At 62.1% G+C, this 25565-nt stretch carries 20 protein-coding genes; 10 read left to right on the forward strand and 10 right to left on the reverse strand.

Going from position 1 to position 25565, the window contains the following annotated elements; translation table 11 throughout:
- Positions 1 to 220 precede the first annotated feature (220 nt).
- Together DOM57_RS19590 and DOM57_RS19595 are read left to right on the forward strand one after the other, a co-directional pair.
- On the forward strand, positions 221 to 1423 hold the full coding sequence (locus DOM57_RS19590) for an ATP-grasp domain-containing protein (RefSeq protein ID WP_110650911.1): 1203 nt from the start codon (positions 221 to 223) through the stop codon (positions 1421 to 1423).
- Between the two features lie 205 nt (positions 1424 to 1628).
- Complete coding sequence (locus DOM57_RS19595; RefSeq protein ID WP_110650913.1) at positions 1629 to 3674, forward strand: CocE/NonD family hydrolase; 2046 nt, start codon at positions 1629 to 1631, stop codon at positions 3672 to 3674.
- 75 nt (positions 3675 to 3749) lie between these two features.
- Here DOM57_RS19595 and DOM57_RS19600 read toward each other — a convergent pair whose 3' ends face one another.
- Both DOM57_RS19600 and DOM57_RS19605 read right to left on the reverse strand, forming a co-directional pair.
- Positions 3750 to 3929, reverse strand: a complete 180-nt coding sequence (locus DOM57_RS19600) for a hypothetical protein (protein ID WP_110650915.1) — start codon at positions 3927 to 3929, stop codon at positions 3750 to 3752.
- A 34-nt stretch (positions 3930 to 3963) separates the two neighbouring features.
- A complete protein-coding gene (locus tag DOM57_RS19605) occupies positions 3964 to 6063 on the reverse strand; it encodes a TonB-dependent receptor family protein (RefSeq protein ID WP_110650917.1) in 2100 nt (699 codons plus the stop codon).
- 365 nt (positions 6064 to 6428) lie between these two features.
- Here DOM57_RS19605 and DOM57_RS19610 point away from each other — a divergent pair, with 365 nt between their 5' ends.
- Positions 6429 to 7226: an SDR family NAD(P)-dependent oxidoreductase gene (locus DOM57_RS19610; protein WP_110650919.1), complete on the forward strand. Its 798-nt coding sequence runs from the start codon at positions 6429 to 6431 to the stop codon at positions 7224 to 7226.
- 44 nt (positions 7227 to 7270) lie between these two features.
- On the opposite strand, the gene DOM57_RS19615 is transcribed toward DOM57_RS19610, so the two are convergent.
- Positions 7271 to 7996: a DUF481 domain-containing protein gene (locus tag DOM57_RS19615; RefSeq protein ID WP_110650921.1), complete on the reverse strand. Its 726-nt coding sequence runs from the start codon at positions 7994 to 7996 to the stop codon at positions 7271 to 7273.
- Between the two features lie 200 nt (positions 7997 to 8196).
- On the opposite strand from DOM57_RS19615, the gene DOM57_RS21875 reads away from it, so the two are divergent.
- The gene (locus tag DOM57_RS21875; RefSeq protein WP_162619608.1) at positions 8197 to 8337 is read left to right on the forward strand and encodes a hypothetical protein; all 141 of its coding nucleotides are present in this window, start codon (positions 8197 to 8199) and stop codon (positions 8335 to 8337) included.
- An 83-nt stretch (positions 8338 to 8420) separates the two neighbouring features.
- Here the strand turns inward: DOM57_RS21875 and DOM57_RS19620 are convergent, their stop codons facing one another.
- On the reverse strand, positions 8421 to 9635 hold the full coding sequence (locus DOM57_RS19620) for an amino acid deaminase (RefSeq protein ID WP_110650923.1): 1215 nt from the start codon (positions 9633 to 9635) through the stop codon (positions 8421 to 8423).
- A gap of 147 nt (positions 9636 to 9782) precedes the next feature.
- Between DOM57_RS19620 and DOM57_RS19625 the strand changes: the two genes are divergently transcribed.
- The 4 genes from DOM57_RS19625 (at position 9783) to DOM57_RS19640 (ending at position 14192) form a co-directional block, all read left to right on the forward strand.
- Positions 9783 to 10646 carry a MurR/RpiR family transcriptional regulator gene (locus DOM57_RS19625; protein ID WP_110650925.1) on the forward strand — a complete coding sequence of 288 codons (864 nt, stop codon included), beginning with the start codon at positions 9783 to 9785 and terminating at the stop codon, positions 10644 to 10646.
- Positions 10647 to 10663: 17 nt separating this feature from the next.
- Positions 10664 to 12133 carry an N-acyl-D-amino-acid deacylase family protein gene (locus tag DOM57_RS19630; RefSeq protein WP_110650927.1) on the forward strand — a complete coding sequence of 490 codons (1470 nt, stop codon included), beginning with the start codon at positions 10664 to 10666 and terminating at the stop codon, positions 12131 to 12133.
- Between the two features lie 38 nt (positions 12134 to 12171).
- Positions 12172 to 12564, forward strand: coding sequence for a RidA family protein (locus DOM57_RS19635; RefSeq protein ID WP_110650929.1), 393 nt, complete (start codon positions 12172 to 12174; stop codon positions 12562 to 12564).
- 131 nt (positions 12565 to 12695) lie between these two features.
- A complete protein-coding gene (locus DOM57_RS19640; RefSeq protein ID WP_110650931.1) occupies positions 12696 to 14192 on the forward strand; it encodes a sodium:solute symporter family protein in 1497 nt (498 codons plus the stop codon).
- Between the two features lie 53 nt (positions 14193 to 14245).
- Here the strand turns inward: DOM57_RS19640 and DOM57_RS19645 are convergent, their stop codons facing one another.
- A complete protein-coding gene (locus DOM57_RS19645; RefSeq protein WP_110650933.1) occupies positions 14246 to 14731 on the reverse strand; it encodes an ureidoglycolate lyase in 486 nt (161 codons plus the stop codon).
- Between the two features lie 370 nt (positions 14732 to 15101).
- Here DOM57_RS19645 and DOM57_RS19650 point away from each other — a divergent pair, with 370 nt between their 5' ends.
- Positions 15102 to 16541 carry an NCS1 family nucleobase:cation symporter-1 gene (locus DOM57_RS19650; RefSeq protein WP_110650935.1) on the forward strand — a complete coding sequence of 480 codons (1440 nt, stop codon included), beginning with the start codon at positions 15102 to 15104 and terminating at the stop codon, positions 16539 to 16541.
- A 59-nt stretch (positions 16542 to 16600) separates the two neighbouring features.
- On the opposite strand, the gene DOM57_RS19655 is transcribed toward DOM57_RS19650, so the two are convergent.
- Both DOM57_RS19655 and puuE read right to left on the reverse strand, forming a co-directional pair.
- On the reverse strand, positions 16601 to 17434 hold the full coding sequence (locus DOM57_RS19655) for a bifunctional allantoicase/(S)-ureidoglycine aminohydrolase (RefSeq protein ID WP_110650937.1): 834 nt from the start codon (positions 17432 to 17434) through the stop codon (positions 16601 to 16603).
- A 17-nt stretch (positions 17435 to 17451) separates the two neighbouring features.
- On the reverse strand, positions 17452 to 18366 hold the full coding sequence (gene puuE, locus DOM57_RS19660) for an allantoinase PuuE (RefSeq protein ID WP_110650938.1): 915 nt from the start codon (positions 18364 to 18366) through the stop codon (positions 17452 to 17454).
- 160 nt (positions 18367 to 18526) lie between these two features.
- Between puuE and DOM57_RS19665 the strand changes: the two genes are divergently transcribed.
- Positions 18527 to 19258 carry an aspartate/glutamate racemase family protein gene (locus DOM57_RS19665; RefSeq protein WP_110650940.1) on the forward strand — a complete coding sequence of 244 codons (732 nt, stop codon included), beginning with the start codon at positions 18527 to 18529 and terminating at the stop codon, positions 19256 to 19258.
- A 43-nt stretch (positions 19259 to 19301) separates the two neighbouring features.
- Here the strand turns inward: DOM57_RS19665 and brxL are convergent, their stop codons facing one another.
- The 3 genes from brxL to DOM57_RS19680 form a co-directional block, all read right to left on the reverse strand.
- Entirely contained in the window at positions 19302 to 21344 is a 2043-nt protein-coding gene (gene brxL / locus DOM57_RS19670; RefSeq protein ID WP_110650942.1) for a BREX system Lon protease-like protein BrxL, read from the reverse strand.
- Between the two features lie 12 nt (positions 21345 to 21356).
- Positions 21357 to 23699, reverse strand: coding sequence for a BREX-1 system phosphatase PglZ type B (gene pglZ, locus DOM57_RS19675; protein WP_110650944.1), 2343 nt, complete (start codon positions 23697 to 23699; stop codon positions 21357 to 21359).
- A 27-nt stretch (positions 23700 to 23726) separates the two neighbouring features.
- The coding region (locus tag DOM57_RS19680; protein WP_204353047.1) for a hypothetical protein at positions 23727 to 25565 on the reverse strand (1839 nt) is incomplete at its 5' end.

Raw genomic sequence — 25565 nt, forward strand, 5'->3', positions numbered from 1 at the left:
GGCATCATGCGGGCCTGAAAAGCCGCTATCTCGTAAGTCACTGTGCCATCGGCCGCCTGCGGGCGGCCGATGGCGTTTTTCGCCCGATTAACCTCGTTCAATCCCTTCCATGCGCTGCATGGCGCCTGGCTGGCGATATGGCTATGTTGGAGAGGCTATCGAGGCGCGAACTGGTCGCTCAGCCGCGTCGTCATTTGCTCGGATGCAAGGAGGCATTCCAATGACCCATTCCACGACCAGGAACGTCTTCATCCCGGCGCTGCAGGAACGGCAACGCCGCGAACTCGAAACGCTGCGACACACCGACGAACTCGCCTTTCACGGGCTGCTGGATACCGCGACGCTGGTCGAACCGAGCACGTTGTCGTTCGATCGCGTGCTCGAACAGGCCCGCCGGGAACTCGGCCAATTTTCGGGCTCCGTGGACGCCATCGTCGCGCACTGGGACTTTCCCACCAGCGTCATGGTGCCGATCCTGTGCCGCGATTACGGGATTCCGTCGCCTTCGCTCGAAAGCGTCTTCATGTGCGAACACAAGTACTGGAGCCGCAAGGAGCAGGAGAAGGTCGTACCGGAGATGGTGCCGCGCTTCTGTAGCGTCGATCCGTTCGCCGACGACCCGCTGGCACGGCTGGAACTCGACTATCCCTTCTGGCTCAAACCGGTGAAGGCCTTTTCGTCACAACTCGGTTTCAAGATCGAGAACGATGAACAGTTCCTCGAAGCCATCGACATCCTCAAAAGCGAGATTCGCCATTTTGGTGATCCTTTCAACGAAGCGCTCGCCCATATCGATCTGCCCGACGAGATCCGCCATGCCGATGGCAATACCTGCATCGCCGAACAGCTCATCTCGGGTGTCCAGGGCGCGCCCGAAGGCACGGTGTTCCAGGGAGAGTTCAACGTCCACGGCGTTTTCGACCAGCCCTGCGACGAAGACGAAGCACTTTTCGACCGCCTGGAATATCCCTCCGGCATGCCCGAAGGCGTCCAGCGCCGGATGATCGATGCCTGCCGCCGCTTTCTCGAACACATCGGTTTCGACAACGGCTGTTTCAATGCGGAGTTCATGTGGGACGAAGCCAGCGACCGCTTGTGGCTGGTGGAATTCAATACCCGCATTTCCCAGTCGCATAGCGAGATGTTCATCATGGTCGACGGCATGTCCAACCATGAGGTCGCGCTCGATATCGCCCTGGGCCAGCGCCCCGCGATGATCAACCGCCAGGGGCGCTTCCCGGGCACGCTCGTCGAGCTCGATGTCGCTCCGGGCGACCGCCTGAGCGATCTTCCCAACCAGGACGCCTTCGCTTATCACCTCGGCACCATCTATATAGGGGCGGAGAGCCACGAGCAGATCCGCGAACGCTATCACGCCTGCCTCGAGGCGCTGCAGTTCGATTTCGAACCCGCGGCATCATGATGTGAAGCGAGAGACCTTCCGACGTGATACCAAGCAAAGGAATGCTGAAGAAATCGACGAGCAGGATGAAGCGCAAGGCGCACGGAGCGCAGCAACCGGAACCTATGGGTTATAGGTGAGGATTCGACCGAGCTGGCGCTCCAGCACCGCGCAACGCAGCGATTCGCCCGCGCAGACATTTATGCAGTGTTTCTAAGGAGGAACGATGCGCATCGTCACGTCACTCCCCCACGACGTACAGGTGATCGAGAACACCTTTCTAACCATGCGCGACGGCACGCGCCTGGCCGCGCGAATCTGGCTGCCCGAAGGTGCCGAGCAGGCACCGGTCCCCGCCATTCTGGAGTACATCCCTTACCGCAAGCGCGATCTGACCCGCGACCGCGACGGGCACAACCACGCCTATCTGGCCGGGCATGGCTATGCCTGCGTCCGCGTCGACATGCGCGGCAGCGGCGATTCCGACGGCGTGCTGGTCGATGAATATACCCAGCAGGAGCAGGAAGACGGCGTCGATGCCATCGCCTGGATCGCCGAGCAGCCCTGGTGCGACGGCAACGTGGGCATGATGGGCATCTCCTGGGGCGGCTTCAACAGTCTGCAGGTGGCGGCCCGGCAGCCGCCGGCACTCAAGGCGATCATCAGCCTCTGTTCGAGCGACGATCTCTATGCCGACAACATGCACTACATGGGCGGCTGCCTGCTGGGCGACAACCTCTCGGAGGCCACCGTCATGTTCGCCTTCAACAGCCTGCCGCCGGATCCACGAATCGTCGGCGAGCGCTGGCGCGACATGTGGCAGGAACGCCTCGAAGGCAGCGGGCTCTGGCTCGACGCCTGGCTCGGCCATCAACGCCGCAGCGAATACTGGACTCGCAGTTCGGTCTGCGAGAACTACGCGGCGATCCAGTGCCCGGTATTCGCCGTGGGCGGCTGGGCCGACGGCTTCACCAATACCATCTTTCGCCTGCTCGAGCATCTCGACGTGCCGCGCAAGGGGCTGATCGGCCCGTGGGGACACAAATATCCGCACCAGGGCATACCCGGACCGACGATCGGCTTTCTGCAGGAATCACTGCGCTGGTGGGACTACTGGCTGAAAGGCCAGGACACGGGCGTCATGGAAGAGCCCATGCTGCGGGCCTGGCTGCAGGATAGCGTACCGCCGGACAACGCCTACGCCGACCGCCCCGGGCGCTGGATCGGAGAGCCCACCTGGCCCTCGCCGAACGTCTCCACGCGACGCTATCCTCTCGGCGTCTACACCCTCGAGGATCCCGCGCGGGACGAAGACGACATCCCCGAGGCGCTGCTGAACGAAACCGCGCTGAGCGTGCAGTCCCCGCTCAGCGTTGGACTGTCGGGCGGCAAGTGGTGCTCCTACGCCGCGACGCCTGACCTGCCCGGCGATCAGCGCGAGGAGGATGGCGGATCGCTGGTATTCAACAGCCAGCCGCTGCAAGAGATGCTGGAGATCGCCGGCCGACCGGAGCTCGAACTGGAGCTTTCCGCCGACCGGCCGCAGGGTATGGTCGCGGTACGCCTGTCCGACGTCGCCCCCGATGGCAAGGCGACGCGGGTGACCTACGGTCTGCTCAATCTGTCGCACCGCGACAGCGACGCGCATCCGGAGCCGCTGGAACCGGACCGCCGCTATCGCGTCAAGGTGGCGCTCAACGGGATCGCACAACGCTTTCCGGCGGGCCATCAATTGCGCATATCGGTATCGACCTCTTACTGGCCGCTGGCCTGGGTGCCGCCCGAGCCCGTGCAGTTGACGCTCTACCCCGGCAACAGTGCCCTGAAGCTGCCGGTCCGCTCGCCCAACCCCGACGACGTCTCGTTGCGCCCGTTCGACGAGGCCGAAGCGGCTCCCGCACCCGAGATCACCCGGCTCGAACCGAGCGAGCACAACTGGCTCTTGCACCGCGATCTGGCCAGCAAGGAATCGACCCTCGAGGTGATCAATGACCAAGGCGGGTTTCGCATCGACGAGATCGGCACCGAGGTGCGCCGCAGCACGCGTGAGTGGTACTCCTTCCGCGAGGACGACTTTACCTCCGCACGCGGCGAAACCTGTACCGAACGCGGCTTCAAGCGCGACGACTGGGACGTTCGGATCAACACGCGCACGGTATTGACCTGCACGCGCCACGATTTCCTGATCCACGCCCAGCTCGATGCCTATCAGGACGGCTACCGGGTCTATTCGCAGAATTGGGATCGGGTCATACCGCGTGACAATCTGTGATACGAAGAGAGGGGCGTGAGGCAGGGGCCCGCCCTGGCATCCGGCCAGGGCGAAGACCAAAAGGAGAAAGGCTGCTCAAGGCATGTCGTCGCCTTCCCCTCGGTGCGAGACATCTGCCGGATTGCTGGTCGGCCCTTCCTGGGGCACGCCCGCCTTGACCTCGTGCTGGCCATTGCCATAGGTATTGACCGTGCAGCCGGCCAGCACGGAAAGCGCCAGCCAGGTGACGCTCGCGGCAAGAAAATGAGTACGCATTGCGAATCCTTGTTCCTTGAATATTTTTAGCGACTCAAAAGTCGATCCCGATACCAGCATAGACCGTTCGTCCCGGCGCCGGGTCGAAGTAGCGACGATTATCTATGGGCATATCTGAGTTGGCATTGATGATGAGATTGGCGTAGTGCTCGCGATCGAACAGATTGCGGATGCCGACATAGCCCTTGAGCCAGGTGTCGCCGCCCAGACGCCAGCCATCGCCGCCGCGCAGGTTGACCAGCCAGTAGCTGCCGACCTTGGTGTCGTTGGCGTCGTCGGCAACCATCGAACCGACATATTGCGTTTCCAGCGTGGCGAAACGCTGTCCGATCCCGTTCCAGGTCAGGCGATTGACCCAGGTCTGCTCCGGCTGCCCGGGGATGCGATTGCCGGAGTAGTCGCCATCCTCGGTGACATAATCGTCGAACTCGTAGCGGGCCAGCGTCAGTGCGCTGTCGATGCGCCAGTTCGGCGTGAACTGCCAGCCCAGCGCAGCCTCCAGGCCATCCTGGCGGCTCTTGCCGGCATTGCGGTAGTAATCCCGGCCATCGATCTGGTAGGAGATCAATGAGTCCCGCACCCGGGTCGAGAACAGCGCCACGTCGTAGTCGAGCCCGTTGTCGAAATTGCCGCGCAGGCCGATTTCCCGATTCCACGCCTTCTGCGGCTCGATGGCGGGATTGAAGCCGCCCACACCGGCCGGATTGGCGAACTCGGCGAAGGTCGGCGTCTCGAACGACGTACCCGTCGACAAATAGAACTGATGCGTGGGCAGGTAGCGGAAGCTGAGCCCGGCGCTGCCGCTCCACTGCTCGAAAGTGCGATCGCCACTGTCGTCGCCATCGTCGTTGGCGAGATCGATATAGTCATCGTCAATGTCGAAATCGATCCGGTCGTAGCGCGTACCGAGCGAGAGCGTCCAGCGCTCGCTCAGGTCGAGATCGCCTTGCAGGAAGGCGCCCAGCGAGGTCGCCTTCTGCGTTTCGTCCGCGGAGCGTCGAAGATGATCGCCGTCGATGGAGACCTCGTCGCGGTAGCGGTCGTCCACCTGACGCCCCACATCCACGCCGGCCACGTAGCGCAGCGGCAGCTCGCCCAGGTTGAGCGCCTGGTGATACTCGGCGCTGCCGCCGTAGTAGTCGCGGTCATAGGCGACGAAATTGTCGTCGCCCGCATAGGCCAACTGCTGCTGATAATCGCGCTTGAGATAGAAGCCCCTGAGGTAGAACTCGCCAGGGCCGGCGGAGAGATCCTCGTACTGCAGGCCGAGCACCTGCTGATCGACCTCCTGTCCCGAGTCGATCCGGGTCGGCGAATAGAAGTCGTTATCTTTCACCGTCCCGTGCCGGTTCTCATGCGCCTGCTCCCGTGTCAGCCCACCGGGATCTTCCGCATAAGGGCTGTCGAGCAGATTGACGATCGCGGTCAACGCGCGGTCACTGCCCAATTCGCGGCGCAGCTTGGCATTGAGCAGGTACTTCTCGGTCGAGCTGTGATCGCGGTAGCCATCGACGCCCAGGGCGGAAACGCTGACATGATGCGACCAGGGGCCATTGACGCCGCCATTGCTGACCGACATCTTGCGGTAGCCATCGCTGCCGCCCTCGACCCGGATATGGCTGCCGGGGTCGTCGCGGCCATCGGCCGTGGTCACGCTGATCACGCCACCGGCCGCGTTGCCGTACTGGACGGCGGCCGGGCCGCGAATCACCTCGATCTTTTCGGCACTGTCGAGATCGATCGCGTCCAGTTGCGCCTGACCGTCCGGCAGCGTGTAGGGAATGCCATCGACGACCACGGTGATACCGCGCACGCCCCAGGGCGTGCGGGCGCCGAAGCCGCGAATGGCAATGCGCTCGCCCTGGGCGAAGTTGTCGCGATTCTGCAGGAATATGCCGGGGATGGTGACCAGGGATTCGTCCAGCCGGACCCGCTGCTGGCCCTGCTGAATCTCCTCCCGATCGACGACCGAAACCGCCGCCGGCGTGGCATAGAGTTCCCGCGACAGGCGTGGCGCGGTCACCTCGATCACCGGCTGGGTGGAGGCCTCGGGAGCGGATGGCTGTGCCAGCAAGGCACTGGATGACGTGGTCGCGACCAGCCCTAGCGTGGTCGCTAAATAACGAGATTTCATGGCGTTCCCTGCGATCGAATCGCGCCGCTCTGCAGCGACGTCTTTGTAGCTCCGGGTAATGACGATTTCGGCGCCCCCCCTTTCTTCGGCGCCACTATGCCCCAAGCCTCCCGGCTTGACAAAACCCGATTATGGTACGTGTTGGCGCAAATGGCCGGCCTTGTCCATGCTCAACAGTAGGTTCCGTTAGAAACGCTGAATAAATCGGCGAGCAGGATGAAGTGGGCGGCACTCCGTCGCAAGGCGCCCGGAGCACAGGAACCGGAGCCTATGGGGTATAGGTAAGGATTCCGCGCACCGCGCAACGCAGCGATTCGCCTGCGCAGACATTCATGCAGTGTTTCCCTAAGCAAGGAGGCTTGACCATGGATCTGGGCATCAGTGGCAAAACGGCACTGATTACCGGCGCCCGAGGCGGCATCGGCCTGGCGACGGCGAAGCGGCTGGCAGCCGAAGGCGTCAATCTGGTACTTACCGACATCGATGGCGAGGCGCTCGCGCGTGATGCCGGCGGCCTCTCCGGCGATTCGCTCTGCGTGACCGCGGACGTGACGGTCCAGGCAGAGGTAGACGCGCTGGTCGCCCAGGGTGTCGAACGCTTCGGCGCCATCGATATGGTGATTCACACCGCCGGTGTCACCGGCGCCAAGGGCGATCCGCTGGCGATGAGCGACGAGGACTACGAGCATGCCTGGCAGATCGACTTCTTTTCCGCCGTGCGGCTCGCTCGCGCGACCATTCCCGCCATGCGTGAACGCGGCTGGGGACGCTTCGTCTGCATCACGTCGGAGAACAGTGTACAGCCCTATTGGGAGGAAGCCGTCTACAACGCCGCCAAATCGGCACTGAGCACTTTCGTCAAGAACCTCTCCTACCGCGAAGCGGCTCATGGCGTACTCTGCAACACCGTCGCCCCGGCATTCATCGCCACACCGATGACCGATGGCATGATGCAGCAGCGCGCCGAACAGCTGGGCGTCTCCATCGAACAGGCTATCGAAAGCTTTCTCGATGAAGAGCGCCCCGGCATCGTCGCCAAGCGGCGCGGCGAGGCCGACGAAGTGGCCTTCATCATCGCCATGCTGGTGTCGCGGCACGCCTCGTTCGTCAATGGCAGCAACGTGCGCGTCGACGGCGGCTCGGTCATTTCGGTGCAGAACTGAGCTCATGACCGCGGGGCGAATTCCCGCGGTCCATTCCCTTGGCGTCACATGTTGTAGATCAACGACACGCCGGTGGTGGTGTCGGTCTGGCTGGAAGCACCCGGCGGCGGATTGTCGTTGAACTCGACTTCGTAAGATACCTTCAGCGCCAGGTCCGAGTTCATCGCCACGGTCAATGCGGTTTCGGAACGACCGATGATGTTCTCCCTGGACGCCTCGGTGGCAAGCGACTGCGAAAAGCGCGACGTCTCGGAAAATTGCCAGTCGTAGTCGAGGCCGGCATAGAGCAGGCCAAGGTTATCGCTGCCGCCCTCTTCATATTCGTCGTGGCGCACACCCGGGCCGACCTCGACCGCCAGAGAATGGGGCGGACCGACGAGAAGCTGGCGACCGTAACCGCCAGTCAAGGTGCTTTGGGAATCGTAACCGGAGAAACGATCCTTGTCCCAGCGGGCCAGACCGAAGAGATAGTTGTAAGTGGACAGGTTGTAGCGCGTGCGCCCCTGAACCTGGTACTCCTCGGCGGAAGTCTCGTCGTCGTCGCTGGCGCTTTTCGCGCTCAACTGCAGGTTGTAGGACCAGGGGTCGTCGAACCAGGTCATGTCCGCACCCGCACGCAGGCTTTCGCTGTTGCTGTTGCCGCTGATCTTGTTGTAGCCCAGCTCGGCCTGCCCCTTGAACGGCTCTTCCGCCGTAGCCGGGTTGTCCATCGCCTCGAAATCCTCGAGTTGCGCCTGCGCCGTTCCGGCGCCCGTCAGGCCAAGCGCCATGGCGAGGAGAGATGCCAGGCCCCGATGTCCTATCGGAAAAACCGTTCGTCCTTGATAACTCACACTGTCGACCTCTTGTGGCAATGGAAAGTGCCGAATGTCGAATTGACGTCAGCCTTTTTATTTAACTTAACCCCACTACGGGACACAACCGATGTGAGGCCAGGCTTGCCACGGCAACATAAAAAAATGGCGAGCCAATGGCTCGCCAAGCTTCCGTCGAAACAGGTCTCTACCCGACGGAAGAGCGCTCGCAGCGGCTCGCCCAACAGGGACGCGAGCCGTTCAATCCATGCCGACGCATCGACGACGAGAACTCCCCCGACGTCGATGCTCGCTGATGCCAAATTAAGCGAGCATCGACCGGGCGTCAATGTTTATGGAAAACATTTCCACTATTTGAATACGAGATGTCATCCATGCATCAGAAACAGGTCTCCATCACCTCGCGTACCGCCAGCCGCTCGTCGACCAGCAGCATGCGACGCCACTTGTCGAAGGTCAGGCAGGGGTGGGACGTACCGAAGGCGATCACGTCGCCGACGGCGACCTGTGCGCCTTCGGGTACGGCCAGAAAGGTGTGCTGATCCATGATGTGGGTCGTACGCCAGTCGCCAATGTCGATCGGTGCCGTGTGTTCCGCACCCTGCGGATAGAGCCGCTGCGGCAGCGGCAGATCCGGTTCGTGACCGATGTCACGCTTGCCCAGGGCGACGATCGCCAGGCCCGGCTCGGGTAGCGACTGCACGTGAGCGAACACCTCCAGCGCCGGCTGCAGTTCGCCTGGCAGCTGCGGATGGCGAGCCTTCACCTCGGCCATGGCACCGGCGTAGAGCTTGTGATCGTGGACCACATAGCAGCCCGGCCGCAGCACCGGCGTGTAGTGCTCGCGCAGCTCCGCGGTGTCGAACGCCTCGGCGATTAGGTCGAACCATTTGGAACCGGAGGCGGTGACGATCGGCGCCTCACGCTTGAGCACGCCACTGGCGCGCAGTCTGCGCACGGTTTCCACCAGCCGCTCGCCGTAGGCGCGTACCGCCGCAACCTCGTCGCCGCCGGCGATCATGCCTTCGTAGCCTTCGATGCCCATCAGCGCCAGTGCCGGTTGCGCGGCGATCTCCGCCACCAGCGCCTCGACCTGCTCGGCATCGCGGCAACCGCAACGGCCGCCCTCGATACCGAGCTCGACCAGTACGTTCAGGGTCAGCCCGCGTTCGGAGAAGAACGCTCCCAGTTCGCGGACATTGTCGACACCATCCACCACGCAGAAGTACTCCAGCCCCGCCTCGATGGCATCCGCGATCAGTGCCATGTTCGGCCGGCCGACCAGCTGATTGACCATCAACACCCGCTCGATGCCATGGGCGTGGGCCGCCGCCGTCTGTACCGCGGTGGCCAGGGTGATACCCCAGGCCCCTGCCTCCAACTGGCGCTTGAACAGCGCCGGCGCCATGGTGGTCTTGCCGTGAGGTGCCAACTTGGCACCGTGATCATCGGCGAAACGCTGCATCCAGGCCAGGTTGTGGGCCAGCGGTGTCTCGAAGATCGCCGCCGCCGGCAGCGGCACGTCGTGCAGCAGGTTGGCCGGCTGCGTCAGCGGCACGCCCTTTTCCAGCGGGGCCGAAGCGGAATGCGACATGAATATCTCCTGGCAGAATCGGGGGTTGTCGAGCCAAGAACCGGCACGGCGTCGTGACTCCATCGTAGCTATTGGTATTTACTAACACATAAAATAAAAATATGTTAGTTACTAACAAGGCCAAGCATAGCCGATGGATACCGACCCGTGAGCCAGGAAACCGACATCCTGTCGCAGATCACCGCCCGCCTGCCGAGCCTGCGCGAGGCGGAGAAGAAAGTCGCCGGCCTGATCTTCGATGACATCGACTTCGTCGCCGAGGCGAGCATCGGCGAGATCGCCGCCCGCGCCGGCGTCAGCGATGCCACGGTGACGCGCTTCGCCCGGGCGGTGGCGTGCCGAAACGTGCGCGACCTCAAGACGCGCCTGACCCGCGCGCTGGCCGCCGGCCGTCGTTTCATTCAGGAAGCGAGCGAGGACGACGGCCTCGGGGTGATTTACGACACCGCCGCCCAGACGCTGGCGCTCAACCGCACGCTGATGGAGCAGGCCGATGTCGAGGGCGCGGTGGCGCTACTCGACGATGCCCGCCAGATTCTGGTGTTCGGTGCCGGCGGCGGCTCCAGCGTGATGGCCCAGGAGCTGCAGTTCCGGCTGGTGCGCCTGGGTTACGCGATCAGCGCCTATCCCCAGTCGCTGCTGCCACGCATGGTCGCGTCGACTCTGGAACCCAGCGACGTGGTCGTGGCGCTTTCCGTTACCGGCTATACCCCGGAAATCGTCGAAGCCGCCGAGCTGGCGCGCCAGTATGGCGCCCGTGTGCTCGCCATCACCGCAGTCGATTCGCCGCTGGCCGAGATCGCCGATCTTGCCCTGCCGCTGGCCGCCCGCGAGACCGATTACATCTATTTTCCGTCGTCGTCGCGCTACGCCATGATGGCCGCGATCGACATGTTGGCACTCGGCCTGGCGCTGCGTCACCGCGATCGTACCCGCGACAAGCTGCGACGACTCAAGATCACCCTCGATGCCCACCGCGGCGGCGACAATCGCCAGCCGCTGGGGGATTGAGCGTCCAGGAGCCCACCATGCCCCATGATCTGTTGATCCGCCGCGCCACGATCATCGATGGCAGCGGGCACGAAGCCTTCACCGCCGACATCGCGATCGAGGGCGAGCGGATCGCCGCCATCGGCGATCTGGATATCGCCGAAGCCCGCGAGATCATCGACGCCGAGGGGCTGGTGCTCACCCCCGGCTTCATCGACGTGCATACCCACGACGACACCAACGTCATCCGCACTCCCCAGATGCTGCCCAAGCTCTCTCAGGGCGTGACCACGGTGGTGGTCGGCAACTGCGGCATCAGCGCCAGCCCGGTGACGCTCGCCGGCGAGGTGCCGGACCCGATGAACCTGCTGGGCCGGCGGGAGGATTTCCGCTACCCGACTTTCGCCGCCTATGTCCGGGCGGTGAACGAAGCCCGTCCCAGCGTCAACGTGGCGGCGCTGATCGGCCATACCAGCCTGCGCAGCCAGGTGATGGATCGTTTCGACCGCCCCGCCAGCGAGAGCGAGATCGCCGCCATGCGCGAAAGGCTGGAAACCGCGCTGGCCGAGGGCGCCGTGGGCATGAGCTCGGGGCTGGCCTACCGCAATGCCTTTCACGCACCAACGGCGGAGATGAATGCCCTGGTCGAAGCGATCGGCCGCGCCGGCGGCGTCTATACCACCCATCTGCGCGACGAGTTCGCCGGGCTGCCGGAAGCGATGGACGAAGCCTTCGCCACCGCCCGCCATGGCCAGGCGCCGCTGGTGATCTCGCATCTGAAATGCGCCGGTGCCGGCAACTGGGGCAACGCACCCCGGGCGCTGGCGAAACTCGACGCGGCGGCGACCTCCCACGGGGTGCACTGCGACTGCTACCCCTACACCGCCGGCTCCTCGACGCTGGATCTCGGCCAGGTCACCGACGAGATCGAGATCTTCATCACCTGGTCCGATCCGCACCCGGAGATGGCACGCCAGCCGCTGAAGACGATCGCCGAGCAGTGGGATCTGTCGCTGATGGACGCCGCCCGGCGCCTGCAGCCGGCCGGCGCGGTCTACCACAACATGAGCGAGTCGGACATGCGCCAGGTATTGGCGCACCCGCTGACGATGGTCGGCTCCGACGGCCTGCCCAACGACCCGCATCCGCATCCCCGGCTGTGGGGCGCCTTTCCCCGGGTGCTGGCGCATTACAGCCGCGACCTCGAGCTGCTGCCGCTGACCGAAGCGGTGCGCAAGATGACCGGCCTGTCGGCGGCCAATTTCGGCCTCGTCGATCGCGGCGTGGTGCGCGTCGGCGCCTTTGCCGACCTGGTGCTGTTCGATCTCGCCGAACTCGAGGATACCGCCAGCTACAGCGCCCCAATGTCGAAAACACGCGGCATCGTGCTGGTCATGGTCAATGGCTGTGTCAGCTATCGCCAGGGCGAAGCGACCGGCCAACGTGCCGGACGACTGCTCAAGCGCAAGACGCGGTTGTCTCCCGCGCCTTCTCGCGCGACTGCATGAAAATTCCAAGCCAACGTGATTACCCAGGAGAGCAAACCATGAGCATCAAACGTTATGGCGTCGAAGGCGGCGTCGGTACCGGCGGCCAGAAGCTGCCTTTCGCCCGTGCCACCGAAGCGGGAGGTTGGCTGTTCGTTTCCGGCCAGACACCGATGACCGACGGAGAAGTGGTCGAAGGCAGCATCGTCGAACAGTCGCGGCTGGCCTTCGCCAACTGTCTGAAAATTGCGGAAGAGGCGGGCTATGGCGTCGAGGACGTGGTGCACGTCACCGCGGTGCTCACCGACGCGCGCTACTTCAGCTCGTTCAACAAGGTGTTCAAGGAGGTCTTCGGCGACCATCCGCCGGCACGCATCTGCAGCGTTCAGGATCTGGTGGTCGACTGCAAGGTCGAGGTCGATATCAAGTGCTATCGCGCCGACAGGGCTTGAGACGGCTTGCATCGATGAAGATGGTCGCGTCCCGGCAAGGACGCGACCGCAGTGAAAAACCTCACAGGCAATGAAATTCCACACTGCTCCGGCCGCGGCAACGGCCGGAACGACAATTATAAGAGGCCGTTATGAACAGTCACGTTTTCCTCGGCGCCTTCGTCGCCTACGTACTCGTCATGATCGCGTTCGGCTGGTGGGTCTCCCGCAACAGCCGCAGCACCGGCGACGATTTCCTGCTCGGCGGGCGTAGCCTGCCGATCTTCCTCACCATCGGTACGACCGTGGCGACCATGGTCGGTACCGGTTCGAGCATGGGCGCGGTCGGCTTCGGCTACGCCAATGGCTGGGCCGGCGCGCTCTATGGCATCGGCGGGGCGATCGGCGTGCTGCTGCTGGCGGCGTGGTTCGCGCCGGTACGCCGCTTCCGCTTCATGACCATGAGCGAGGAGCTCTCCTACTACGTCGGCGCCAGCCGTATCGTGCGCAACATCGTCGCCGTGCTGATCTACATCGCCTGCATCGGCTGGCTCGGTGCGCATATCCTCGGCGGCGGCCTCTATCTGTCGTGGATGGCCGGGATCGACCTGACCACCGCACGCATCCTGGTGGCGCTGGGCTTCGGCGTCTACTGCGTGATCGGCGGCTACATGGCGGTGGTGTGGACCGACACCGTCCAGGCGGTGGTGCTGTTCGTCGGCTTCATCGTCATGGCGATCATCGCGCTGTTCGAGGTCGGCGGCTTTTCGGGCCTTTCCACCAACATGGATGCCGCCGCCACCAGCTTCCTCGGCATCGACAAGATCGGCCTCATTCCGGCGCTGTCGCTGGCCACGGTGATCGCCGTCGGCGTGCTGGCGACCCCCTCCTACCGCCAGCGGATCTACTCCGGCAACTCGGTCAGTTCGGTGCGCAGTTCGTTCGTGATCACCGGCATCCTCTATCTGTTCTTCTCGATCATCCCGGCGATCATCGGCATGGCGACGCACGCGTTGAATCCCGGCCTGGACAACAGCAACTTCGCCTTCCCGTTCCTCGCCACCGAGATTCTGCCGCTATGGCTGGGCCTGCTGCTGCTGGTCGCGGGGCTCTCGGCGACGATGTCGAGCGCCAGCTCCGACGCCATCGCCGGCGTCTCGATCCTGCTGCGCGATGTCTATGTGCTGTTTACCGGCCATACGCCCTCGGCACGCAGGGTCGTGACACTGTCGCGCCTGGCGCTGGTCGCGACCATCGGCCTGGCGCTGCTGTTCGCACTGACCTCCGACAACGTCATCAGTTACATCACCAGCATGATCGCCACGGTCATGGCCGGTATGTTCGTGTGTGGCGTGCTGGGTCGTTTCTGGCCGCGCTACAACTGGCAGGGCGCGGTCGCCACGCTGGTTTCCGCGTCGGTGACCTCGCTCGCCGTGATCAACGTCGATAGTTGGAATGTCTTCTGGGGCAATCCCAGCATCCCGGCGGTACTGGTCGCGCTGGTGGTGGGCGTGGCGGTGAGTCTCGTCACCCCGGCTTCGAAAGTGACTCCGGAACAGGCGCTGAAGATCATCGACGACGAACGCCAGCGCATGGAGATGGAAGAGGAGCCGGCTATGGTCGTCAGCGGCAGCGGCAAGACGACCTGAGCCCGCTTTCACGACGACGCTTCGATGCCCCGCTTCGGCGGGGCATCGTCGTTTTATACCGACACCCGAATCGCCATCGGCCTCTCGTCGAGGTTGTTGCCCTCACCGCCGCGATCGATGACCAGGAACTCGCCCTCGCGCTCCAGCACCGAGTGAGTGGCATGCCAGGTACCGGCGCGGTAGTTGACCCCTTGGCGGCCGTCGGTGACGAAAGCGCGGATCGAGGCGGGATCGATCGCCTCCCCCGCCGGCGCCACCACCACCACGAAGCGCTCCTGGTGCAACGGCACGAAGGCCTGGCTGCCCAACGGATGGCGTTCCAGCAGTTCCAGCTCCAACGGCAGCGCGACCGGCTGGCTGACGAACAGATTGATCAGCGTACGCGCGCCCTCGCCCAGGGTTTCGACCCGGGCAAGGTCGTGATGGCGCCGGGTGCGTCCGCCATTGATCGCGAACGAAGCGCTGGTGCGCGCATCGATGACATCGCCGAACGGGGCGAAGGCCTCCGGGGTCAGGGGTTGGGCTGTCAGTTCTAGCATGGTCGTCCTCTTTCGCTCGGCGGATTCGACTTCTTCAAGATCATCGTATACAAAATCTAGCGAAACACACATGCACCTAATAAGTGCAAACCGACCTCGACATGCACATCGGTAGCGCATGGAAGCCTGTTTATCCTCATGGCATGAGGTTGGCGCAGCTGCTATGCGACATCACGCTATGGGTACCAGCCCAACGGTTTTGGATGCTTTGCGTTCCAACCGCTTGATCATCGGCATGGTTTTTCCGGTTCGAGGCAAGTTTCTCCGCCGGTGACGTCTTCTGCCGATGTCTAATGGTAGTTGTGGCACATATCTTGTATACAAAAATGGGAACCACAACCATAAGCTGCCCACGCGGAGGGCATTCGCCATGCCACAGCAACCGCATGCCTCAACACAACAGTACAGCGAACGGCTCCATAACGCCGACCTCGCGCCTACCCAACAGAACTGGAACTGGTACAACATCCTCGCCTTCTGGCTTTCCGACGTACACAGCGTCGGCGGCTACGTGGTCGCCGCCAGCCTGTTCGCGCTTGGCCTGGCCGGCTGGCAGGTGCTGATCTCGCTGTTGGTCGGAATTTGCATCGTACAGATCTTCGCCAACCTGATGGCCAAACCGAGCCAGCAGGCGGCGGTGCCGTTCCCGGTGATCTGCCGGCTCTCCTTCGGCGTGCTGGGCGCCAACATCCCGGCGATGATTCGCGGACTCATCGCCGTGGTGTGGTACGGGATTCAGACCTATCTGGCCTCCAACGCATTGACGATCGTGATCCTACGCCTCTTCCCCGGCATGGAGTCGCTGGCCGACCCGAGCTTCCTGGGCCTTTCCTATCTCGGCTGGATCAGCTTCATGCTGCTGTGGTGCCTGCAAGCCGTGGTGTTCTGGCACGGCATGGATTCGATCCGGCGCTTCATCGACTGGAGCGGCCCGGCGGTCTATCTGGTGATGTTCGCCTTGGCGGCGTGGCTGGTGTGGCAGGCGGGCTGGTCCAACATCAGCTTCACCCTGAGCGACATCCAGCTCTCGCCGGGCGAGCAGTTGTGGCAGATGGTGATCGCCGCCGCCATCGTCGCCGGCTACTTCGCCGGGCCGACGCTCAACTTCGGCGACTTTACCCGCTACGCGCGCAGCATGGGTGACGTCAAACGCGGCAATTTCTGGGGCCTGCCGGTCAACTTTCTGGTGTTTTCGGCAACGACGGTCATGATGGTCTCGGCCACCCTGCCGGTATTCGGCGAGATGATCGACGATCCGATCCAGACCGTCGCCCGACTCGACAACACCTTCATCGTGGTGCTGGGTGCGGCAACCTTCGTCACCACCACCATCGGCATCAATATCGTCGCCAACTTCGTCGCCCCGGCGTTCGACTTCTGCAACATGGCGCCGAGCCGGATCAGCTTCCGCACCGGCGGTTTCATCGCCGCCGTCGGTTCGATCTTCCTGACGCCGTGGAACCTGTTCAGCAACCCGGAGATCATCCACTACACCGTCGATCTGCTGGCCGCCGCCATCGGCCCGCTCTACGGCATCCTGATCACCGATTTCTACCGCATCCGCCGCGGCCAGATCGATGTCGATAGCCTGTTCAGCACCGACCCGGCCGGCCCCTACTGGTACCGCAACGGCTTCAATCCGGCAGCGGTCAAGGCGGTCGTCGCCGCGTCGCTCATCGGCATCGTGATCAACTTCCTGCCACTGGGCGATCTCGGCCACTTCTCGGTGTTCATCGGTGGCGGCCTGGGTGCGCTGTTCTATTCGATGGCGATGAAGCGCGCCACGGTAGCCGCCGCCGTCGCCTCCTGACCTCTCTCCCGAGCGCACCCCGCGCTCCCTTGCTGCCGGCGCCCTCGGGCGCCGGTTTTTTATGGCTTCGAGAACGATAACTTCATGTGCCGGTTGACGTCCTTGTAGAGCAAATAGCGGAACGGCCCCGGTCCGCCGGCATAACAGGATTGCGGACAGAAGGCGCGCAGCCACATGTAGTCGCCGGCCTCGACCTCGACCCAGTCCTGATTGAGGTGATAGACCGCCCGGCCTTCGAGCACGTAAAGGCCGTGCTCCATCACGTGGGTCTCGTCGAACGGGATCACGCCACCCGGCTGGAAGGTGACGATGGTGACGTGCATGTCGTGGCGGACATCCTGCGGATCGACGAAGCGGGTCGTGGCCCACTTGCCGTCGGTATCTGGCATCGGCGTCGGCGCGATCTCCTGCTCGTTGGTGACGAACGCCGCCGGCACCTCCAACCCTTCGACGAACTCGTAGGCCTTGCGAATCCAGTGGAAACGCACCGGCGCCTGGCTGTCGTTGCGCAACTGCCAGGCACAGCCCGGCGGCAGATAGGCGTAGCCGCCCGGCGCCATGAGGTGGGTCTCGCCGTCGAAGGTCAGGCGCAGCTCGCCCTCGACCACGAACAGCACGCCCTCGGCTCCGGCATCCGGCTCGGGGCGCTCGCTGCCGCCGCCCGGCGACACTTCCATGATGTACTGCGAAAAGGTCTCGGCGAAACCGGACAGCGGCCGCGACAACACCCACAGCCGCGTCTTCTCCCAGTGCGGCAGGAAGCTCACGACGATGTCGCTCATCACCCCCTTGGGGATTACCGCATAGGCCTCGGTGAACACCGCGCGGTCATGGATCAGCTGGGTCTGCGGCGGCAGGCCGCCGTGGGGGGCGTAGTAAGCGCGTTGTGACATGAGGGATTCCTCGCTATTCAAGCCGGATGTTCGGCAGCCCAGTGCTGCGCAATATCCACACGCCGCGTTATCCACACCCGGTCGTGAGCTTCGACGTGATCGAGGAAGCGCTGCAGCGCGCGGAAACGTCCCGGGCGGCCGACCAGGCGGCAGTGAAGACCGATCGAGAGCATCTTCGGCGTCTCCGCGCCCTCGGCATAGAGCACGTCGAAGGCGTCACGCAGATACTGAAAGAACGGCTCGCCATGGTCGAAGCCGGTCGGCGAGGCGAAGCGCATGTCGTTGGTGTCCAGCGTATAGGGCACGATCAGGTGACGATGGGTCTGGCCCTGGCTATCTTGAGCGTCACTCCAGAACGGCAGGTCGTCGCCGTAATAGTCGCTATCGTAGAGAAAGCCGCCCTGGTCGAGCAGCAGGCGCCGGGTGTTGGGGCTGTCGCGGCCGGTGTACCAGCCGAGCGGGCGTTCGCCGTACAGTGTCTCGAAGATATTGAGCGCGCGCTGCATATGCTCCCGCTCGACCGCTTCCGGCACGTTCTGATAGTGAATCCAGCGCCAGCCGTGGCAAGCGATTTCGTGGCCCAGCTCCTTGAAGGCCTGGGCGACTTCCGGATTGCGCTCCAGCGCCATCGCCACGCCGAAGATCGTCAGCGGCAACCCGCGCCGCTCGAACTCCCGCAGCACCCGCCACACGCCGGCCCGCGCACCGTATTCGTAGATCGACTCCATGCTCAGGTGGCGGTCCGGATAGGCCTCGGCCCCGGCGATCTCGGAGAGGAACTGCTCGGAGTGGGAATCACCGTGCAGCACGCAGTTTTCGCCGCCCTCCTCGTAATTGAGCACGAACTGTACCGCAATGCGTGCGCCGTTCGGCCAGTTGGCCTGGGGCGGCGTATGGCCGTAGCCGATCAGGTCACGGGGATATTCGGACATGGCGACCTTCCTGTGTCTGTTGTTCTTTCGATTCCGCTGCCGGCAGTCGCGATTCAGCGAAGGCAGCGATCAATCGATATTGTATCCAAAATCGGTTATTTTTGTGGACAAAACAAGTGCGCCTGGCTCCCGGCGCCGACTCTCGCCAAGGTACCCGCCGATGCACATCCATGTCATCAATCCCAATACCACCGCCAGCATGACCGACAAGATCGGCGCCTGCGCCAGCCGCGTGGCCGCCGCCGCCACCGAGATCCACGTCAGCCAGCCGGCGAGCGGTCCGGTATCGATCGAGAGCCACCTCGACGAGGCGATCAGCGCCGTCGGCGTGCTGGAGGAGATTCGTCGCGGCGAGGCCGAGGGGATGGACGCCTATGTGATCGCCTGCTTCGGCGACCCTGGCCTGATGGCGGCGCGGGAGTTGACCCGGGCGCCGGTCATCGGCATCGCCGAGGCCGGCTTTCACCTGGCGACACTGATCAGTACCCGCTTCTCGGTGGTCACCACGCTCGGCCGCACCGCGATCATCGCCGAGCACCTGTTGAGCCAATACGGCTTCCGCGAGCACTGCCGCCGCGTGCGCGCCATCGATCTGCCGGTACTGGAGCTGGAGAACCCGGCGGGCAACGCCTATCAGGCGCTGCTGGCGGAGTGTCGTCGGGCGCGGGACGAGGACGGCATCGGCGCCATCGTGCTCGGTTGCGGCGGCATGGCCGACCTGACCGAGCGCCTGACCCGGGAACTCGGCCTGCCGGTGGTGGAAGGCGTCAGCGCCGCGGTCAAGCTGGCGGAGTCGCTGGTCTCGCTGGGCCTGGGCACGAGCAAGCACGGCGACCTCGCCTTCCCCCGGCCCAAGCCGTTTGCCGGGCGTTTTGCCGACTGGGGCGAATGATCGTCGGCCACGAAGGCGATTTTACTAATGTCTGGCCGAGCGCCTACTCCACAACGGCTTTGAGCAGAGCATCCCGCGCGTCGGAATAAAACTGGATATCGATCTTGGTCGCCATATCATCCGACAGGTCAAATAACTGCCGGCGGCAGGCAACAGGCATCAGCAATGCGGTCGCGCCCTTCTCCACAGCGATTTCCGCAATCGTCACTGGATTGTGGATCGGCTCCACGGAGCCCCCCAGATTAATCTCCCCCACAATGATCAAACCACCGCGCACACTTTTCTTCAGTAGCGCCGTGCTCAATGCGACCAGAGACGCCATGCCAAGCTTGGCGCCTGATTTGGAGGCGTCGAACGCTCGCAACTGAACCGTAAACTCGTGGTGACGCGGATCCTTGTCGCCTACCAGTTGCGCCGACCGGGCGTATAGGTTCTGCTCCGCATAACCGATGCTTTCCTTGAACGCGGGCGGTACCGGCTTGTTCAGGACCTTGACGCCCGACCCTGGGCCTTCGTTCACCTCGATCCGGTACAGACCGGGATGTTCCTCTCCGCCACCCGGAGAGACGGTCCATACTTGGCCAGGCTCCAGGGGATCGTCACCAATGCTGTTCTCGCTCTGGAGTTCTGGAGTGGAAACAAATTTCTCAACACCATCGGCGCCCATGACATAGCTGAAATGGGTATTCCTGAATTCTGCCGCACCAATCCGTTTCTGCTGTTCCTTCACCCGGCGCCGGGCTTCCATGGCAATGCGAACGGCCCATTCGATATCTTCGTCCGAGACCTCATCGTCACCAGGATAAAGCAGCTTGAGCAGGCCGCTGACCGTTTTGTTCACCGCATTGGTATCCCGCCCGGACAGCGCGCCACCAAAAAACACCCGGTTCTGAATCAGGCTGACCCGGCTCTGATTGCGCAGCTGGCTCCAGCACTCCGACAGGAAGTCGCTGACCAGGCCGAAATGGTCGGTTAACAGCTCCTTGCTGATTTTCGGCACGTCCCAGCCTGGCAAGAAGGCGTGGATACGGTCCATGAAGGCCGTATCATCCTTCATTTCCGGGGGCATGGGGCCGAACAGGTGGCCTATCCGCTGCTGATGTTCCACATCCACGTCAAAGTTGCCCACCAGTACGATGCTGCCATCGGCTCGAATATTTTCCTTGCCACGGCTGAACTCACCCGACTCCATGTAGCCCTTCATGATGTTCACGCCGTCCTTCTGGTCGAAGGAAATACCCGAGACCTCGTCGAAGCAGACCACGTCGTACTGACAGACCAAACCCCGCTGACCGCTGGCGTTGTTTACGAACATCTTGGCCACCGTGGCCTTACCACCGGAAATCAGGTGGGCGTAGGGTGACACCTGCTGGAACAAATGGCTCTTACCAGTACCCCTGGGGCCGAGCTCCACCAGGTTATAGTTACGCTCAACAAAGGGCACCATACGCAACAAAATTGCGTCCTGTTGCCGCTCCGACAGGCCGCTGGCCTCAATCCCCGTGGACCTTAGCAGCAGCTCTTTCCACTCCTGCGTCGTAAATTCCTTCCGGGCCTCTGCAAGGGTATCCAAAACGTCGCGCTTGGAGAGCTGGATCTCCCGCAGGGCTTCGACACCGAAGGGGCGACCATTACTTTCCTGGGCAATGGCAGCATCGTAATTGAGCGTTACCTCGGCATAGAAACCGCCGGTCAGCATCCGCTCATGCTCGTTTACCAAAGACGGTGAGATCCGCACGTCGTTCAGGCGGAGGCTGGGGAGGGAGGCAATATAGGAGTCTGTTTTCGTATCCAGGCGGGCGGTAATCAGGTCGATGATTTTGACTTCACCGTTTTCCCTTGCCCGGGCCTTGAACAGCTCCTCCTCACCGGCCTTGACGGTGCGAGACTTGAGCTGCCGCTGCACGATCTCCAGGCCTTCGTTGATCTCTTCCTGGTCGGTGCTTGCGCAATATCGCCCGAGCAGGAACTCGACCACATAGGTGGGTACCGGGAATTGGCGGCTGAAGGTTCGTACCAGGTCCTTTCGCACCAGGTAGCCATCCAGGGCCGTTGCGGCCTTTCTGTCGATATCGTCCAATTCCATCACATTTGCCTCTTAAGAAAGAGCCCCACCAATCACGGTGCCCGTTTGGGCAACCAGAGAACCATTTTCGTCGAGCAGAACAACCACCGCTTTCTGCCCTTCCAGATCTTCATCTTCGACAACCACGGAAGCGGTGCCATTGGCCTTGAGCGGCTTCGACCCGACCACAACACTGCTGGCCGCTTCACCCGCGCGGGTACGGATATCCAATGTGAGCCCTGAATAGTCGCCCGTCACCGCCACCGTGCAACGCAACCCTTTCCACACCAGGTCGGTAAACTCCATGGCCCCTTGTGCGGAGGCGCCACCCGTCACCACCAATTGGAGTGTCAGACACTCCTGTAGACTCAGGCCGCCGTGAGCGTAACCCTCACCTTTCTTGAAACAGCTGATGCCATCGGCCAGGGCAAAGTAGTGACTGGGATTCCAGTACCAGGGGAAGAGTCGCTCCTGGGTTTCCGCTCCGGCCTTCAGTGCGGCACAGCGCCCCCATTTGCTTTCAGCCAGTACGCTGGGCAGGTCAATTTTAGGTAGCCCCCCGGGCAGAAGCAGCCAGCCGTGATCGGTGACGACGCGCACTCGCTTCCAGCCCGCCGCCAATAGCTCGGTAATGCGGTTCTGCACTTCATTCAAAAGGCTTTCCAGGTGTTTGGCCAGCTTCCAGCCACGGTCGTGACCTTCATGGTCGATGTCGCCAAACTCACACCAGGCGAAACCTTCCCCCTGGCCGTCCTCTGTTCGATCCAGCAGCGTCCAGCCGGTGTCCTTCAGCAGTTTCTTGAGGTGATAGCCACCTTTGAGGGACTGGCCGGTCGCCGCCACGGCGGGTTCGAAATCCGCGCTGCCATCGCCCCCCCGAATTTTATCCCGGACTGGCGTCACCGCCGCCTTGCCTGTGGCGGTCACGCTGGGCAAAGCGGCCCAGGTGGGCGCCTCGTCCACATCCAGCCCTGAAGCTTCCAGCATCTCTGCCAGCCGCTTGCCCGTATCAAAGCGCAGCCCATCGACAAAGAGCACACAATCGCCGGGAGTTGCCGGAAATGGGGGCACCGTTGTGCAGGAGCCACCCGGATAGGAGGCACCATCAACGATCTTCTGCAGGTAGCGGGCGGATTCTTCCAGCCACGGAAGGTAAACCGCCCTGACTGCCGTTGTGACAGCCTCAAAGTCAGACGTACTCTCCACTTGGGCCAAGGCGCGCATTACGCCGTCATCCACTTTCCAGCCAGCGTTGGCATAGCCGTCCATCAGATCATCCACAGAACCCGCCGCCAGAGACGATTTTGCATAGTTGGCCATGGCGGCCAAGTGTTCCAGTGCACACGCCATCGGAGCTTCCCCTAGCTCCGCCCATACCAGTGATCGCCTGCCGCCGTGTATCTGTTCGAGCTCCAGTATTCTGGCTCGGGCCTGGTGCGCAGGAGCCTGGGCCAGAGCCAGCAAGTCACGGCGCAGGTGGTCTTCCTGGCTCTGGTTCCACTGAGGCCAGCCACCGGCCACGGTTTCATCGGCAAACAGATCAAAGGCCGGCGGTTGGCACTTGCGAATTTGGGCGGGAATATGGGGGTAGCGGTGGGGCGCCTCGCAGAAACGTTGCCAAACCGCCTGCCAAGGCCCCTCGTGGGCCGCAAGCTTGGCGCACCCGGCCAGCACCCCCTCATGCTGCGGATTGAAAGCCAACTGGGAGGTGCATACCGCCACAAAAGCCCGCCATTCGTTCTCACCCCTCGCAGCCTGGAATGCATCGCCCTGGTCCAGCCACAGCAGCAAATCCCGGGTGGGGTCGCCGCCGGTTAACAGGGTATTGAAGTAGTCCTTATCCAGGCGTTTGCCCTTGAGCAAGTCGACGTCTTCGTCGAGTAGTCGGTACAGCGCCAGTTGCATGGCGTGCCGGGTTTCGCTGTCCTGTGCCACATCCAGGCCAAGACCACCCTGATCCGACTTCAGGTAGGCAAGGATGGTCCAGTCCTTGGCATTCACCTGGGACCAGATCACCCCCCGGTATTGCAACTCAGCCAGCGGCTTGAGCGAATCCGGGCAACCTTCCACCGCCCGCAGATCCTGACGGCTGACGCCGGGCAGGTAGAGAATGGGTATCGTCCCATCTACCAGGGATACTTCATCCACCAAGCCGGCAATCACGCAGCGCAGCCAAATCGCCGGGCCGGTGCGCTTTTCGGGGGCATAGTCACCCAGCACCAGAAGCTCCGGCAATTCCGCCTGAAGGACCGGAATAACCGCTTCCCATTGCCGGTCACGGTCTGGCCAGAGGAGGCAGGCAGGGGCGACCTGAATGTCAGGATTGAAGGTGCCGGCGTCACGAATAGCCTTCAATAGTGCATCAACTACCTTCACTCGCTAGCCCCCAAAACTCTATTACCGTCATTCATATTCGTCTTTTCCAAAACCTGCTCTGACCCGTTCTGCTTCCCTGATATAGTTTTCTGATAAGCCCCGCAAGGTCACGGCCAGCCTGTGGCAACCCGCGTTCTCGACATCCTCGGCCATCTTTCCGTATTTCTCAGCTAGATCCATTTCCGGTTTGCCTGATGGATCAACCGTGTGAACACCGCGAGAATTGTATAAAGCGGTTCTGAAGCCATCGCGCATCTCTTCCGAGTAACGATTATTCAGCGCATCAGCCACGGCTCTATTGATCCATAAACCATCCGCATCGGGTGGCGAATAAATCAATGTCTTGCCAATGTTGAGCAGTGCCGCATTCAAGTGGCCTGACTCCGTACAAACTTCTCTAACCCTTTGAAGCCAACCTTTGAAGTGTTCAGAATCAAACGTTCCGTCATCTTTGAGTCCAGGCGGTCTTGTCCACTCACGGAGCAATCGGTGGGCGTTGGTGGCTATAGCCGTTTGCTCTTCAGAAGGCTCTCCGACCTTGTCTCCCTGCTTGTCCGAAAGATAAATTAGTTGAATTACTTCACAGAAAAAATCAGGCTCATTAGCCAATTTTCGCTGTAAGTAAACAGGTTTGTTCCCATCGAGTTGATTAAGTAATGGCAAATAGGCCCATTCGACTCTGAAAAGGTCGTCATCACTAACGGCACTATCCGACTGTAAGTGCTTTATCAGTTGAACCATGTGATAACTATCCATGGCGTGGTTTGGCTCGCTGGATTTTAGCGCCCCAAGAAGAGCGCGCACGCATTGCTGCGGATCAATCGCCCTCTTCGAGTGCAGCATTCTTTCCAGACAGGTTATGGCTGCGTGTGGCCGCCCGTATTCGAGTAGCTTTTCAATGGCAAATTCGAGATCTTCTTTGGCGTCATAGGGGAAAGCACTTGCCCGAGCCCAATAATGCTCCTGATGCTCTTCAAGCCACTGCGCTGCTCGCTCCCAAGTTTCTCGACTGAAAGGCAAGCAAGCGAGAAACTGTCCCGTTTGTTTGGGACTCCATCCCGCTCTATTTACCCTGTCGCACCAATCCCAGCCCTCATCATGACGGCGGCGCCATATAAACGCGCCCACCAGGTCCAGGTGCTTTTCGTTCTCAGAATCCAAAAAGTTCGGTAGCAGCGTTTTTTCAATATCCGGCACAGATAGGTCAGCCAATGCGGCGCCAACATCACGAGGTGATGAGACGGTCTCGGCAAAACGAATTGCACCGTCTACACCATCTTTTGCAATAATCTCACTGATGGCTGATGCTCGCCGCTCATCAAGCTTTCTACGCTGCTCCTCCCAGTCTCCAGACTCCTCGTAGAGGTCAAAGTCTCGACCTGAAAAAAGCTCCTGGTATAAGAGTAAGGGATCAGTCGGGGCCAGCTTATCCATAACTGCCTCGAGCGGCTTTAACAGCTCGTCAGGTAGCGACCACTCTGCCTCTGGGAATCGCCGGTGTTTCTTGGTGAACTTGGAAAGTCGACGCCATAGGATTTGTCGTTGATCTTCAGGAAGCGACCGAATCTGATCGGAAGACAGAGTTTCAATCATCTGATCGAATGCTGGCCGAGTCAGATTGTCAGAGTGGTCAATTAACTCAGAAAGCTTGGCAACATCCAGTCCGGCTGCACTGACCGCTAGCTCTGCGTATGACGATGTCTGTAACCAATACTCATGCTTTGTAACCCCTTTTTCCCAGTCATCCGGGATGATCTCTCTCCACTGCGGCTTATGGGTGCCAGAAGTCATCTGGTGTTGGTTGGGGAGCAGGCTTAATCCCGGCTTATTCATGAGGCCGGCCCGAAAACGAAGATAGTCGGGTAG

Origin of the sequence: Salinicola peritrichatus (genome assembly GCF_003206715.1) — a bacterium.
Lineage (GTDB): Bacteria > Pseudomonadota > Gammaproteobacteria > Pseudomonadales > Halomonadaceae > Salinicola > Salinicola peritrichatus.